This window comes from Amycolatopsis sp. La24 (assembly GCF_029087445.1).
In the GTDB taxonomy this organism is placed as follows: domain Bacteria; phylum Actinomycetota; class Actinomycetes; order Mycobacteriales; family Pseudonocardiaceae; genus Amycolatopsis; species Amycolatopsis nivea.
The window spans coordinates 338,538-353,461 of the sequence record NZ_JARACH010000001.1; the positions used below are offsets into that span (position 1 = coordinate 338,538).

10 protein-coding genes are annotated in these 14,924 nt (G+C 72.0%); 8 read left to right on the forward strand and 2 right to left on the reverse strand.

Features of this window, described 5'->3' with window-relative positions; translation table 11 throughout:
* Nucleotides 1-26 precede the first annotated feature (26 nt).
* The 8 genes from PUT80_RS01760 (at nucleotide 27) to PUT80_RS01795 (ending at nucleotide 12,169) form a co-directional block, all read left to right on the forward strand.
* Nucleotides 27-2,672: a GNAT family N-acetyltransferase gene (locus tag PUT80_RS01760; RefSeq protein ID WP_275290846.1), complete on the forward strand. Its 2,646-nt coding sequence runs from the start codon at nucleotides 27-29 to the stop codon at nucleotides 2,670-2,672.
* Between the two features lie 18 nt (nucleotides 2,673-2,690).
* Nucleotides 2,691-3,815 (forward strand): acetate/propionate family kinase, encoded by a 1,125-nt coding sequence (locus PUT80_RS01765; protein WP_275290847.1) that lies wholly within the window; start codon nucleotides 2,691-2,693, stop codon nucleotides 3,813-3,815.
* On the forward strand, nucleotides 3,781-4,191 hold the full coding sequence (locus tag PUT80_RS01770) for a hypothetical protein (protein ID WP_275290848.1): 411 nt from the start codon (nucleotides 3,781-3,783) through the stop codon (nucleotides 4,189-4,191). The genes PUT80_RS01765 and PUT80_RS01770 overlap by 35 nt, the downstream gene beginning before the upstream one ends.
* Complete coding sequence (locus PUT80_RS01775; RefSeq protein ID WP_275290849.1) at nucleotides 4,188-4,814, forward strand: hypothetical protein; 627 nt, start codon at nucleotides 4,188-4,190, stop codon at nucleotides 4,812-4,814. Before PUT80_RS01770 ends, PUT80_RS01775 begins: the two co-directional genes overlap by 4 nt.
* Nucleotides 4,815-4,823: 9 nt before the next feature.
* Nucleotides 4,824-7,496 carry a cation-transporting P-type ATPase gene (locus PUT80_RS01780; RefSeq protein WP_275290850.1) on the forward strand — a complete coding sequence of 891 codons (2,673 nt, stop codon included), beginning with the start codon at nucleotides 4,824-4,826 and terminating at the stop codon, nucleotides 7,494-7,496.
* Nucleotides 7,493-9,694 (forward strand): CoA transferase, encoded by a 2,202-nt coding sequence (locus PUT80_RS01785; protein WP_275290851.1) that lies wholly within the window; start codon nucleotides 7,493-7,495, stop codon nucleotides 9,692-9,694. Before PUT80_RS01780 ends, PUT80_RS01785 begins: the two co-directional genes overlap by 4 nt.
* The gene (locus PUT80_RS01790; protein ID WP_275290852.1) at nucleotides 9,691-11,352 is read left to right on the forward strand and encodes a long-chain fatty acid--CoA ligase; all 1,662 of its coding nucleotides are present in this window, start codon (nucleotides 9,691-9,693) and stop codon (nucleotides 11,350-11,352) included. The genes PUT80_RS01785 and PUT80_RS01790 overlap by 4 nt, the downstream gene beginning before the upstream one ends.
* A gap of 610 nt (nucleotides 11,353-11,962) precedes the next feature.
* A complete protein-coding gene (locus PUT80_RS01795; protein WP_275290853.1) occupies nucleotides 11,963-12,169 on the forward strand; it encodes a hypothetical protein in 207 nt (68 codons plus the stop codon).
* A gap of 244 nt (nucleotides 12,170-12,413) precedes the next feature.
* Here the strand turns inward: PUT80_RS01795 and PUT80_RS01800 are convergent, their stop codons facing one another.
* On the reverse strand, nucleotides 12,414-13,091 hold the full coding sequence (locus PUT80_RS01800) for a response regulator (protein WP_275290854.1): 678 nt from the start codon (nucleotides 13,089-13,091) through the stop codon (nucleotides 12,414-12,416).
* Complete coding sequence (locus tag PUT80_RS01805; RefSeq protein WP_275290855.1) at nucleotides 13,088-14,689, reverse strand: sensor histidine kinase; 1,602 nt, start codon at nucleotides 14,687-14,689, stop codon at nucleotides 13,088-13,090. Before PUT80_RS01805 ends, PUT80_RS01800 begins: the two co-directional genes overlap by 4 nt.
* Between the last annotated feature and the right edge of the window lie 235 nt (nucleotides 14,690-14,924).

Sequence of the window (14,924 nt, forward strand, 5' to 3'; positions counted from 1 at the left end):
GCCGCCTCGCGCAGGGAGGAGTTCCGATGAGCGCGGACCAGCCCGCACGGGTGCTGCTTGCCGACGGACAGGTCGGCCTGGTGCGCCCGCTCGGACCGGCCGACACCGAGGCCGTGCTGCGGCTGCACACCGACCTCGGGGAGCGGGACCGGTACTTCCGGTTCTTCGGCCCGCTGCCGTCCACTGTGGACAGGCTGGCGGCGGAGATCGCCGGGACGTCCGACGAATGTCACACGGCCGTCGGCTGTTTTCTCGGCGAGCAGCTGGCCGGGGTCGCGCACTGCGAGCGGATCGGGCAAAGCGCCGACGCCGAGATCGCGCTCGTCGTGGACGGGAACCGGCGCACGCACGGGATCGCGACGCTGCTGCTCGAACACCTCGCCGCGGCGGCCCGCGCGCACGGCATCTCCCGGTTCGTCGCCGAAGTGCTCGCGGAGAACGCGAAGGTGATCCGGGTGTTCGCCGAACTCGGCCTGCCCTACGAAATCGACCACGAGGGCCCGGAATGGTCGGTCACGATCTGGCTGGACGGCGAGGACCGCTACCCGGACGCGTTCGCCCGCCGCGACGAGGTCGCCGAGGCGGCCAGCCTGGCGCATCTGCTGCGGCCGGCGTCGGTCGCGGTGATCGGCGCGGGCAGGCGGCTGGGCTCGGTGGGGCACGCGGTGCTGGCGAACATGCTGGACAGCGGTTTTCCCGGCTCGGTCGAGGTCGTGCATCCGGTGGCGGAAGAAATCCTCGGCGTGCGCTGCGCGCCGTCGGTCGCGGACCTGACCCGGACTCCCGAACTGGTGGTGATCTGCCTTCCCGCGGAAGCCGCCGCGGACGCGGTGGAGGAATGCGGCAAACGCGGAGTGGCCGCGGCGGTCGTCGTCTCGTCCGGACTGACCGGGACCGCAGCCGGCGAGCGCGTCCGCGACGCGGTGCGCCGGCACGGCATGCGGCTGGTCGGCCCGAACTGTCTCGGCGTGCTTTCCACGGATCCGTTCTGTCCGGTGGACGCGACGTTCCTCGCCCGCCGTCCGCGGGCCGGGAGCATCGGCGTCGCGACACAGTCCGGCGGGGTCGGGATCGCCCTCGTCGAGGCGCTGACCGGGCTCGGCCTCGGGCTTTCCTCGCTGGTCTCAACCGGCGACAAATACGACGTGAGCGGCAACGACCTGCTGCTGTGGTGGGCGAGCGACCGGCGCACCGAGACTGTGGTGCTGTACCTCGAATCTTTCGGCAATCCCCGCAAATTCGCTCGGCTGGCGGCTCGGCTGGCGAGGAGCCAGCCGGTGCTCGCAGTGCGGGCCGGAAGCGGCGGGACCGCCCAGCGCGCCGCTGCTTCGCACACTGCCGCCGCGGCGACTCCCGCGGTGACTCGTGACGCGCTTTACGCACAGGCCGGCATCATCGCGGTCGACACGGTCGCCGAGCTGGTGGATGTGCTCGCCGGTGTTTCCTGGCAACCGCTTCCGCACGGCCGTCGGGTCGCCGTGCTGAGCAACGCTGGCGGAGCCGGGGTGCTCGCGGCCGACGCGTGCGAGCGCGAAGGGCTCACGATGGCGAGCCTGTCGGCGGGGACCGCGGCCAGCCTGCGCGAGCTGCTGCCCGCCGAGGCCGCTGTGCACAATCCAGTGGACACGACAGCGGCGGTTCCGGCGGAGAAATTCGGGCAGGCGCTGAAGATCGTGCTCGCCGATCCGGGTGTCGACGCGGTCATCGCGGCGACGGTTCCGACTGCGGTCGGGAACCCCGCGGCCGCGCTCGCCGACGTGCTGCCGGGCGCGGACAAGACCGTGCTCGCGGTCCGGCCGGGACAGCGGGAACGGGTGTCGCCGCTGTGCGCGGACGGGCCCGCGATCACCGCGTGCTACGACGATCCGGGCACCGCCGCGCTCGTGCTCGCCCGGCAGGCCGAGTACGCCGAATGGCTCGCCCGGCCCAGGAACGATGCCATGACTCTGCCGGAGATCGATTCCGCCGCGGTGCGGGAGTTCGCGACGGCGCGAGCGGCGGAGCGCGAAGGCTGGCTGTCGCCCGCCGCCGCGGCGGAACTGCTCCGGCTCGCGGGAATCCCGTTGGCGCCGACCCGATACGCCCGCGATGAGACCGAGACTGTCCGCGCCGCCGAGGAATTCGACGGGCCGATCGCGGTGAAGGCGGATGCCGAGGGGCTGTTGCACAAGTCCGCCGGCGGCGGCGTGCTGCTCGGTGTCGAGGGACCGTCCGGCGCGCGGGACGCGTACCGGCTGCTGCTGACGCGCTTCGGTCCGGCGCTGCGCGGCGTGGTGATCCAGCCGATGGCCGACCGGGGCCGGGAACTGCTCGTCGGCGTGCGGTCGGACCCGGTGTTCGGCCCGCTGGTGGTGTTCGGGCTGGGCGGGGTCGACACCGATCTGGTGGCCGACCGCGCCGCGCGGCTCGCCCCGCTCACCGGACCGGACGCGGACCTGCTGCTCGACGGCCTGCGCTCGGCCGAGGCGCTGTGGGCGTCCGGCATCGACCGGGCCGCGGTGCGCGAACTGCTGCTGAAGACCGGCCGGCTGGCGACGCTCGTGCCGGAGCTCGCGGAACTGGACCTGAATCCGGTGGTCGCGCGGGCGGACGGCTGCGCCGCGCTCGACGTCCGGATTCGGTTCGAGCGCCGGAAGCCCACCGATCCGTACCTGCGCAAGCTGTCCGGCTGACCGAGCGAGGAGAAGCCAGTGCGAATCCTGACTCTGAATCCCGGGTCCTCCAGTGTGAAGGCGGCGGTCGTGCACGACGGCGTCGCGGTCGGCTGGGCGGCGTGGCAGAGCGACATGTCCCGCGCGGTCGTCGATGCCGTGGAGCGCTGGCCCCGGCCGGACGCGGTGGCGGTGCGGTTCGTCCACGGCGGCGCGCAGAAGACGCCGGTGCTGGTGACCGACCAGGTGATCGCGAATCTCGACCGGCTGGTTCCGCTGGCACCGATCCACCAGCCGCTGTCGCTGGACGTCACCCGGCAGGTCCGGGCACTGCTGCCCGGTGTGCCAGTGGTGGCCTGTTTCGACACTGCGTTCCACGCCGAGCTGCCCGACGCGGCAGCGCACTACCCGCTGCCGCGCGAGTGGACGCGGCAGAACCGGTTGCGCCGTTACGGTTTCCACGGTTTGTCCGTGCAGTACGCGGTGCGCCGTGCCGCGGAACTGCTGCGGCGGCCGGCCGACGAGCTGCAACTGGTCTGCGCACACGTCGGAGCCGGGGTGTCGGTGACCGCGGTGCGCGGCGGGCGGAGCGTGGACACCTCGATGGGGTTCACCCCGCTGGAAGGGCCCGCGATGGCCACCCGGTCCGGTTCGATCGACCCGGGATTGCTGCTGCACGTTATGAAAACCGCGCCGATGGGACCCGATGAGCTGGCCGACGCGCTGTGCCTGCGGTCCGGGCTCGCCGGGATGAGCGGGACCAGCGGCGACCTCGGAGAAGTGCGGACGGCCGCCGCGGCCGGGAACGCCGACGCCGCGCTGGCGGTCGAGGTCTACGTCCACCGGCTCCGCCGGGAGATCGGCGCGGCGGCGGTCAGCCTCGACCGGCTCGACGCGCTGGTGTTCACCGGCGGGGTCGCGCAGTACCAGCCGGAAACAGTCGCCGAGGTCGCGCGCGGCCTCGGGGCGCTGGGCGTGCGGGTGGGGGCGCTCGAGAGGTCCGACGCGGACCGGGTGATCAGCGCGTCCGGCTCGGCCGCGCCGGTGCTTGTCGTCCGCGCCCGGGAAGACCTGGAACTCGCCCGCGGCGCGGAAACCGTGCTCGCCGATCTGGGAAATGAGGTGCATCGTGCACGTACTGCTGACCGAAGCGAAGTTCGGTGACTGCGACGCGCTCAGCAAGCCGTTGCGGGACAACGGGTGCCGGGTGAGCCGGTGCCATGCGAGGGAAGGGATCTGCCTCGCACTCGTGCCGGGTTCGTCGTGCCCGCTCGACGACCGCGCCGATCCGCCGGTGCTCGCCGTGGACGTTCGCGACGCCGGGGACGAGCTCACCGCACGCGAGTTCGGGGTCGTGTGCGCGCTGCGGAAACAGGTGCCGGTGGCGATCGTCCCGCCGGAACCTGGGCTGCCGGTGGCCGCGCCCGCGGGGCTTGAGGACCGGGTCACGGTGACCGACGCCGAGACTTTGCTGGCCACCTGCCAGACAGCGGTCGCGATTCCGAGACCGAGGCCGGAACCCGCCGGAGCGATCGGATGAGCGACGTCGCTTTCGCCTGGGACCGCTGCGCGCGAGCGGTGCTCGTGGACGCGCTGGCGCGGCTGGACGTGCGCCGTTTCGTGGTCGAGACCCGGGCAGGCGAGCTGGCGATCTCCCGGGTGGGCCGGCTCCGGCACGATCCCGGCGGACGCCACGTGCTCGCCGGATGCGGCACCGCGCTGTCCGCCGCGTGGATCGTGCTGCGGGGACTGGGAATCCGCCCGGTGCTGTCGTTCCCGGACGACCCGGGCCGCCCGGACGTGGTCGCGGCCGTGACTCCCGGGGCGGACGACCCGGCGACCGCGAGCGACTGGGACCGGTACCTCGCCTTGCGCGCGGTCGCCGGTCCGCCGCGAGGCCGCGCGGTGCCGGTCGCCGATCCGGGCGTGCTCGCGGAGCTGGCGCAGGAGAACACCTGGCCGCGCACCCGAGTATCGCGGCACGCGGGCAGCCGGGGCCTCGTGGTGCTCGCCGAAGGAACGACTCACGTCGACCGCGTTCTGGTCGGCGCGGCGGTCCATTCCCTGCGGGTCGCAGCCGCGGTCCGCGGATTGACGACCGAGGTGCGTCCCGGGGACCAGAGCCCGGCTCCGCAGGCGGTCCTTCTCGTGTTCGAGAACTGAGGGAATTCCATGACCACGCATCTGCGCCCGCCGCCCGCGACAGCGGAGCCCGAGGTCGACGCACGGGAGCCGATCGGCCTCCTGCTGCGGGACCTCCGTTCCGCGCCGGGCGGCTTGAGCGGCCGGGAAGCGGCCCGGCGACTGCAGGTCTACGGCCCGAACGAGCTGCCGCACAAGGGCGGCAGGCAGTGGCCGCTCGCCCTGCTGCGCCAGCTGGTACACCCGCTCGCCCTGCTGCTGTGGGTCGCGGCCGCGCTGGCGTGGTTCGCCGGGACGACCAACCTGGCGTACGCGATCGTCGGGGTGATCATCCTGAACGGGCTGCTCGCGTTCTTCCAGGAGCAGCAGGCGGAGCGGGCGGTCGAAGCACTGGGCAAGTACCTGCCCGAGCGCAGCGCGGTGCTGCGCGACGGCGTCGTCGTGCATCTCGAATCAACCCAGCTGGTTCGCGGCGACGTCGTCCTGCTCGCCGAAGGCGACCGGGTTCCGGCGGACGCGCGGCTGATCGAAGGCACGGTGGACGTCGACGCGTCGATGCTCACCGGCGAGTCGGCTCCGGTGACCCGGACCGCCGACGCCGTGGACGACGCCGATCGTCCGCTGGATTCCCCGGTGCTGGTCTTCAGCGGCACGGTCTGTGTCGCGGGTTCCGCGCGGGCCGTGGTGCACGCGACCGGACGGCGCACCGAGATCGGCCGGATCGCGTCGCTCTCGGCCCGGATCGGCCGCGAGGAGAGCCCGCTCGAGCGGCAGGTGCGGCGGGTCGCGTGGCTGATCGCCGGGGTCGCGGTGGTCGTCGGGGTCGGGTTCCTTCCGCTCGGAGTCGCGGCGGGGCTTTCATGGTCGGCCGCCTTCGTGTTCGCGATCGGCCTGCTGGTGGCCAACGTGCCCGAAGGCCTGCTGCCGACGATCACGCTCGCGCTGGCGGCCGGGGTGCGGTCGATGGCGAAGGCGGGCGCGCTCGTGAAACGGCTGTCGGCGGTGGAGACGCTGGGCTCGACCACCGTGATCTGCACGGACAAAACCGGCACGCTGACCCAGAACTCGATGCGGGTCGAGGAACTGCGCGGCCCGGACGGCGCGGATTCGGCGCAGCCGCGCGAGACCGCCGAGGTCCTCGCGCGGTGCAGCACCGCGGACCTCGACGGGGAATCCGGCGATCCGACCGAACTCGCGCTGCTTCGGTTCGCCGCGGATCATGGCGCGAATGTGACCGCGAACGCCCGTGAAGCCGCACGGAAAACGTTGTACCCGTTCGATCCCCGGCTCAAGCGGATGTCCACAGTGGACTTCGTGGACGGCGGCCTCGTGGTGGCGGTGAAGGGCGCGCCCGAACAGGTGCTCCCGTTGTGCACCGCGGAGTTCGACGGAACGGAGCTGACCGCGACCCGGCGCGCGCAGCTGGCGGCGCTCGTCGACAGCATGGCCGGGCGCGCGCTGCGGGTGCTGACCGTCGCCCGGCGGGAGACGCCGGCGATCCCGGGCAGCCGCGTGGAAGCGGAGAACGGGTTGTGCCTGCTCGGCTTCGTCGGCCTGGTCGACCCGCCTCGCCCGGAGGTCGCCGCGGCGGTCGCGGACTGCCATTCCGCCGGGATCACCGTGCACGTCGTGACCGGGGACAACGGGCTGACCGCGGCCGAGATCGCCCGCCGGGTCGGCATCGGCGCGGACCGGGTCGTGGACGGCACCGCGCTCGCGCGCATGCCGGAGCCGGACCTCGACACAGTGCTGGTCGGCGGGGACGAGGTGGTGTTCTCGCGTGCCGCACCGGAGGACAAACTGCGCATCGCCGACGCGTTGCGCGACTGCGGCGAGGTCGTCGCGATGACCGGCGACGGGGTGAACGACGCGCCCGCGCTGCGGCGGGCCGACATCGGTGTCGCGATGGGCGTCAGCGGCACCGACGTGGCCAAAGAAGCCGCGACCGTCGTGCTGACCGACGACAACTTCGCGACCATCGTGGCCGGGGTCCGCGAGGGCCGCCGGGTGTTCGACAACGTCCGCAAATTCGTGCTGTACATCTTCGCGCACGCGGTGCCGGAGGTGCTGCCGTTCCTGCTGTTCGCGATCTCCGGCGGCGCGATCCCGTTGCCGCTCACGGTATTGCAGATCCTCGCGATCGACCTCGGCACCGAAACGCTGCCCGCGCTCGCGCTCGGCCGGGAGCCCGCCGAGCCCGGGCTGATGGCCCGCCGGCCGCGCTCCCGCCGCGAAGGCGTGGTGACCGGCCGGATGCTCCTGCGAGCGTGGGGAATCATGGGCGTGCTGTCGGCGGCGCTCGTGCTCGGCGCCTTCTTCGCGGTGCTGTACGCCGCGGGCTGGCACCCCGGCGCGGACGTGTCGGACGGCGCGCCGCTGCACCACGCCTATCTCCAAGCCACTACGGCCAGCTTCGCCGCGATCGTGTTCTGCCAGATCGGCACCGCGTTCGCCGCCCGCACCGAACGGGTGTCGCTGCGGGCGATCGGTCTGGGCACCAACAAGCTTCTGCTCGGCGGCATCGCCTTCGAACTGGCCTTCGCCGCCGCGCTCATCTACCTGCCCTGGCTCCAGGGCGTCTTCGGCACCGCGGCGCTGCCCGCGTGGGTGTACGCGGTGCTGGCGCCGATGCCGGTGCTGGTCTGGGGCGCGGACGAGCTGTTCCGCCGCCTGACCCGCGGTACCCGAGGAGGATCGTCATGACACACGTGCGCAAACTGGCCGAGATCCGGCTCGTTGATGCCGAGACGGCGGGCGGCAAGGGGGCGAACCTCGGCGAGCTGATCTCCGCGGGCTACCCGGTGCCGGACGGATTCGTCGTCACTCGCGACGCGTACTGGTCCGCGCTGGAGGCCGCCGGGGTCCGTGCCGAGATCGCCGGCCTGCACGCCAAGGCGCTGATCGCGGTGGACGACGCACAGGAGCTGGCGGCCGCCTGCGAGCGGCTGCGAGAGCTGGTGCGCTCCGCCGGGCTGCCTCCGGAACTGGCGTCGGAGGTGACCGGCGCGTACCGGGCACTAGGCGACCAGCCGCTGTCCCGCTCCGGTGCGCCGGGTCGTGCGCCGCTGGTCGCGGCAGGCGGCTTGTTCCGGCGCAGCGCCGCCCAGGAGATCGCCCTGGCGCTGCTCGCCGCGGTCTGCCGATCGACAGCCGGCGCCGAACGGCGCGGCGCGCTGCTGGACTGCTCGGTCTTCGAGGCGGGAGCGTCCGCTTTCGACCCGGCATACGGGATGACCGGGTCCGGAACGCCGGACATCCTCGAGGCGTACGGCCGCCCGGACACCGCGAGCGTCTATCCGATTTACCGCGTCCGGGACGGTTACGTCCGCATCTGCGTGCTGGCCAAGGGCCAATGGCTGGCGATGCGGTCGTGGCTGGGCGATCCCGAGCCGTTGCTGGGCGACGACCTGCTCACGAACCCCGGCCGGTACGCCAAGGCCGACCTCATCGCCAAGACGATCGGGGAGTTCGTCGCGCCGATGGCGTCCGACGAGGTCGTGCGCGAATGCCAGGAACGGCGGATTCCCGCGGCACGGGTGCTCTCGGTCGGCGAAGTGCTCCGGGAGGAGCATTATCGCGTCACCGGCGTGATCGCCGAAGTCGGGCAACTGGACGGCAAACCGGTCCGCACCGCGGAGGGCATGGTGCACGTCGACGGCCGGCGGTCCGTCCCGCCGGATCCGGCGCCCGCGACGGCGCAGCCCCGGTCCCGCCCGGTTCTCGTCCCCGGCCCCGCCGGCCCGTACCCGTTGAGCGGCTTGACCGTGCTGGACCTGGGCGTCATCGTCGCCGGGGCGAGCGCCGGGCAGCTCTTCGCCCAGTTCGGCGCCCGGGTCATCCGGGTGGAGAACAAGAATTTCCCCGACGGGATGCGCCGATCGTTCGACTGGAGCACGCCGGCGCAGGCGCGCGGACATCGAGGCAAGGAGTCGGTCGGGCTCGATCTGCGGACCGACGAAGGTCGCCGCGTCTTCCACGACCTGGCCCGGCGCGCGGACCTGGTGACGTCCAACTTCAAACCCGGCACTGTCGAACGGCTCGGGATCTCGTACGCGGATCTGGCCGCCGTCAACCCGCGGCTGGTGTGCGTGGAGAGCAGTGCCTTCGGCACCACCGGGCCGTGGCGCACCGCGATGGGTTACGGCGCGCTGGTGCGAGCGGCGTCCGGCTTGACCTGGCTCTGGCGGGAAGGGCTGGAAGACGGGTACTTCTCCGACGGGATCACGCTCTACCCCGATCACCTTGTCGGACGGGTGTGCGCGTTCGCCGCGCTCGCGTGCTTGCTGGACGCGCGGCGCACGGGCCGCGGCGCGCACGTCACCGTCGCGCAGTCCGACGTGGGGCTGGTCCAGCTGGACCGGCACCTGGCCGCGGAGTCCGCGGAACCGGGATCGGTGCTGCCGCCAGGCGACCTCTCCGGCCGCCTGCTCCCCGAGGTGGTTTTCCGCGCCGCGGGGGAGGACCAGTGGTGCATCGTCGACCCGCGGACGCCCGAGCAGCTGGCGGCGCTGCGCCAGGTGCTCGGAACCCGTCCAGGAGAGGAAGCTGCCGCTGTCGCGGCGTACGTCCGTGACCGTGACCCGGATGCCGTGGCTCTCGAAATGCAGGCGGCAGGAGTGCCTGCCGCCCGGATGCTGCGCATCGCCGAACTGCCGCAAGACCCCGGGCGCCGGAGCCGGAACTGGTACACGAGCACGCACGTGGCTGGCACGGATGACGAGGTCTTGGTCGAACGCTACCCGGTGCTCGCGCCTGATCTCGCGGCACAGCCGCTGGCCCCGATGCCGATGTTCGGGGCCCACACCCGCTCGGTGCTGGCGGAACTGGGCCGCAGTCCCCGGGAAATCGAAGAACTGGTGGCGGCGGGGATCGCTCAGGAAGCCGCGGGGACGAGACGATGAAGAGCACGATGATGGATGCCCCGCTGACGGTGGCGAGCCTGCTTCGCCACGGCCGGCGCTGGCATAGCGATCGCCAGGTGATCACCTGGTCGGGCTCCGGCGAACCCCGCCGCAGCACGTTCGCCGACGTCGCGGCCCGCGCCGCCCGGCTGGCCCACGGCCTTGCTTCGCTGGGGATCACTGGCGACCAACGGGTCGGCACCTATCAGTGGAACAACCAGGAGCATCTCGAGGCCTACCTGGCGGTGCCGGCGATGGGCGCGGTCCTGCACACCGCGAACATCCGCTTGTTCGCCGACCAGCTGACCTACACGATCAACGGCGCCAAGGACCAGGTCATGATCGTGGACGAATCGCTGGCGGCCCAGTTCGCGCCGCTGCTGCCGGACCTGCCGACCGTGCACACAGTCGTCGTCAACGGCACCGTCGACCATGTGCTCTTCGAAGGATCCGGCCGCCGAGTGGTCGCCTACGACGATCTCGTCGCGGACCGCCCGGATACCTACGCGTGGGCAGACGTCGACGAGCGGGACGCCGCGACCATCTGCTACACGACCGGTACCACCGGCAACCCCAAAGGCGTTGCCTACAGCCATCGTTCGATCCTGATCCACTCGCTTTCCTCGTGCACGCAGAACGCACTGCGGATCGGGTTCGAAGACCGGATGCTGATCTGCGTCCCGATGTTCCACGCCAACGCTTGGGGCTACCCGTTCACGGCCTGGTGGCACGGCGCCGACATGGTGCTGCTCGACCGCTTCCTCAAGCCCGACACGATCGCGAGCGCCGTCGAGCAGGAGCGGATCACCTTCGCCAACGGCGTGCCGACGGTGTGGAACGACGTGCTTCAGCTGGTGCGACGAGAGCCCGGTCGTGACCTCTCGTCGCTGCGCATCGTGGTCGTCGGGGGAGCGGCGGTCACCCCGTCGCTGCTCGAATCGTTCGACCGCGAGGCCGGCGCGCGCATCGTGCAGGGCTACGGCATGACCGAAACCTCTCCGTTGGTGAGCGTCGCCGTGCCCCCGCGGGGTGCGGCACCGCACGAAGAACTCTCCGCACGCCTGTCCCAAGGCCGGGTTGCGGCAGGCGTCGATGTCCGGCTCGTCGAACCGGACACTCTGGAGGACCTGCCGGCTGACGGCCATACGGTCGGCGAGATCTTGCTCCGCGGGCCTTGGATCTCCGGCAGCTACCTCGGCGACGAGGGACCGGACAAGTTCCACGAAGGATGGCTGCGCACCGGCGATCTGGGCACGCTGGACCCGCAGGGCTACCTGCGGCTGACCGACCGGGCGAAAGACGTCATCAAATCGGGCGGCGAGTGGATTTCCTCGGTCGAGCTGGAAGGCGTGCTGCTCGGCCACCCGGAGATCGCCGCGGTGACCGTGATCGGGATTCCGGACCAGCGGTGGGACGAACGGCCGTGCGCGGTCGTCGTGCCGCATGAGGGGGCCCGTCCCGACATCGAGTCGTTGCGGACCTGGTTGGCCGGCAAGGTCGCGCGCTGGTGGATCCCGGAGTACTGGGCCTTTCTCGACGCACTCCCGCTGACCAGCGTGGGAAAGATCGACAAGAAGGAATTGCGCTCTCGCCATCAGCTCGGCCGGCTCGCGGTCGCCCGCCAAGCCTCGGCTCTCCCTCCGTCGGCTGATGGATAGCGGCCCGGCTCCGCCGATGATCGCGAACGGTGGACGAGGTTGCCGACGGGCAGCCCTTCGCACCTGAGAAGCGTGCCTGCCGGATCCTGTCCCCGGACTCCTTGACGACGACGCTGCGGCACCGCGGAGTGCACAGCCTTGAGCGACGTCCCGAGCGGAGTTCGCGGCGCTTCACCCGACTTGACCGACCAGGCGGCCGCCGTCCGCCCTCTCGAATCCCGGACCGAGCGGCGTGCTGGTGCGGACACAAACCGCAGCGTCCCTCGCGGGCAAGGGAACCGGCGCAGGGATTCCGTCAAGCTCCCGGCGTCGCCGTAGGGATCGGGGCAAGGCCTCCTGGCTCGGCACCAAAGCTGTGTCAACGAGCCCGGTTTGTGGTCGATCGGGTGGTGGACTGTGCCGACGCCTCGGTCCGAGCCACAGGTGCACCGTCGCGGAGTTCTTGTCGTGCGCGTACCCGAGGCGCTCCTCTGTTCGCCGGCTGGTCGCCTTCTCCGGCGGGCCTCGTGCGGTGCGGGCGCTGGAAAGGCTGGAAAACAGGCGGCGGATCCCGCGTCGGGGGAGTCGGTGACCGTTCCGGCCAGGCCGCGACGCAGTGGCGGCCGGCGGTGTGCGAAACCCTCTCGGCACACCCGTCGACGAGGTGCTCGACTTCGGCGGCGGAGGCTGGCTTCCCGCGTCCGCTGTCGTCCGTGCTCGACTGTCCGATGAGGACATTCGGGCCGCCGGAGCCGCGCCCGGCGTCGCGTCGCTGATCGTGCTTCCTGTCCGCCAGTGCGACGCGGTGTTTCGCCCCCCGACCAGCGTGCCCGCCTGACGGCCGGAAACCCGTGACCGGCCCGCAGTCTGTCCCGCGCGAAGCAGCCGGAACGCAAGTGCGGACCGTTCGCGACGGGGAAAGGGAACCGGGAGCACGCGGGCGGGGCCAGTTGCCCATGTGCCGTCAGGGGCGCGGAGGCGACGGGCGGGCCGGCATGGGACCGTCCCGCGGCGGTGCATCGCTGCCGTGGCCGACACCCTGAACGTGTCCGGCCGCGTCGGCGGAGGTTCCTGAAACGTGATCAGGGGCGCCCCGGGACGGTGTAGCGGTGCGCCGGTCTCCCGGCACTGCCGTATTCGAGTTCGAGATTCAGGAACCCCCGGCGGTGCAGTTCGCTGAGGTGGCGCTGCGCGGTGGGGCGGCTGATGCCGAGGGCGGCGGCGAGCGCGCCGGCGGCCAGCGGCCGGCCGGCGTCCTGGATGGTGTGCAGGACGTTGCGCATGGTCGGGGGAAGGGCGGCGGAGTTCGGGGTCGCGGCGGATCCGCGGAGGATGGAATAGAGGGAGTCCACTGTGGCCTGATCGACCTCGCCGGTGCCGGACGCCCGGTCGCGCCACTGCCGGTACGCTTCGAGTTGTTCGCGCAGTTGTGCGAAACCGAAGGGTTTCACCAGATAGTAGGCGGCGCCGAGGTGCGTCGCGGCGCGGACGGTGTCGAGGTCTCGGGACGCGGTGATCACGATGCAGCCCGGCGGGGCGGGTGTCGCGTGCAGGTCGCGCAGCAGGGCGAGCCCGTCGTCGTCAGGCAGGTAGACGTCGAGCAGCAGCAGGTCCGGCTGGACGTTCGCGACGCACGCGCGTGCCTCACGGGCGGTGTGGGCCTTGCCGACGCAGCTGAATCCCGGTACGCGGTCCACGCTGGCCGCGTGGATGGCGGCGACGCGGTAGTCGTCGTCGATCACGAGAGTCCGGATCGTCATGCGCACTCCACCGGTTCCGGCCGGACGCTCGCCGGGATGTCGGGCAAGAGGACGTCGAATCGTGCTCCGGGTCCGCTGTGGACGGTGACCGACCCGCCGGACCTGCGCGCCAGGCGGCAGACGAGGGCGAGGCCGAGACCCCGGCGCATGCCGGGGCGTGGGGATTTGGTGGTGTAGCCGTCGGCGAAGATCTCCGGCAGCGCTTCGTCGGGGATTCCGGGGCCGGTGTCGGCGACCACCACGCGCACAGCGGCGCCGAGCCGGTCGACGAGCACGTCGACTCTGCGCTCGCCCGGGCGTCCGGCCACGGCGTCGACGGCATTGTCGATGAGGTTGCCCAGGACGGTCACCAGCGGCCCGGGGTCGGTCGTGCCGAGGTCGAGCCGGGAGCCGGGGTCCACCTCGAGCCGCACGTCGCGCTCGGCGGCGATGGCCACCTTGGCGGAGAGGAGCGCGGCCAGTTCGGGAGGGGAGAAGCGGGCCCGCAGATCGGTCGCGTGCGCGGCCGGTCCGTGGGCGATCTCGGTCAGGTAGCGGCCCGCCTCGTCGATCTCCCCGAGCCCGAGGAGCCCGGAGAGCACGTGCAGCCGGTTGGCGAATTCGTGCTCCTGCGCGCGCAGCGCGGTCGTCAGTCCGGTGACGGCCTGCAGTTCGCGCACGAGGCCCTCCAGTTCGGTGCGATCCCGCAGCGTGATCACGGAGCCCGCGTCCCGTCCGGAAAGGACGACCGGCATTTTGTTGACCACCAGCAGGAATTCGCCGGTGAGCACGACCTCGTCGTCCGCGGCCGGCGCGGCGAGCAGGTCGCGGAGGCGGCCGGGCGGGACGAGCTCGCCGAGGTCGCGGCCGCGGGCCGCGGAAGGGATCGCGAGCAGCCGGCGGGCTTCGTCGTTGATCACCTCGACGCGGCCGTGCCGGTCTAGGCCGACCATGCCCTCGCGGATGCCGTGCAGCATCGCTTCGCGTTCCTGCAGCAGGGACGCGATCTCGGAGACTTCCAGCCCGAAGGTGGCGCGCTTGATCCGGCGGGCGAGCAGCCAGGAGGCGGCGACACCGATGGCGAGCGCCAGCCCGGAGTAGAGCAGGACCCACGGAATGTCGGCCGCCAGTTCGCTGGTGACTTGTTCCTCCAGGATGCCGACGGACACCTGGCCGACGACGGCGCCGTCCGGACCGCGGATCGGGGCGCGGCCGTTCGCCGACCGGCCGAGGCTCCCGTTGTCGATGCCGAGGTGGTCTCGTCCGTCGAGGGCGACGACCCGTTCCTCGAGGCGCCGGCCGATGAGCGCGGGGTTGGGATGGGAGTAGCGGAGCCCGGACCGGTCGGTGACCACGACGTACGCCGCTCCGCTTGCCCGGCGGATCAGCTCCGCCGCCGCTTGGACGGTGTGCCCGGGGTCGCGGCGCACCAGCGCGTCGCGGATGGCCGGCATTTGCGCGGTGGTGTTCGCGATGCCGAGTGCGCGCTGGCCGTACTGCGTGTCCAGCGTCTGCCCGGTCAGCTTGACGTAGAGCAGGGCGCCGGCCGCGACGGTGGCGAGCAGGATGCCCAGCACGGCGACCAGGATCTGCGAGGCGAGGGGACGTGACCGCCACATGACCGCTCCGCTCTGCCGCTCGTCACAGGGGCGTGTCGCATGACACCACGAGACGGCGCGGATGCCAAGAAGCGGCGGGCGGAACGCCCGGATAGTCCGGTCCACTGTGAACTTTACGAGCAAAAACCGCGGAAAGCGCACCATTCGCTGGTATCGCACGGAACATTCCGCCGCGCCTCCTCGGCTTTCTAGCCTCCTCCGACGGAAACGGGCAGCCGACCGAGAGGAAGCCACC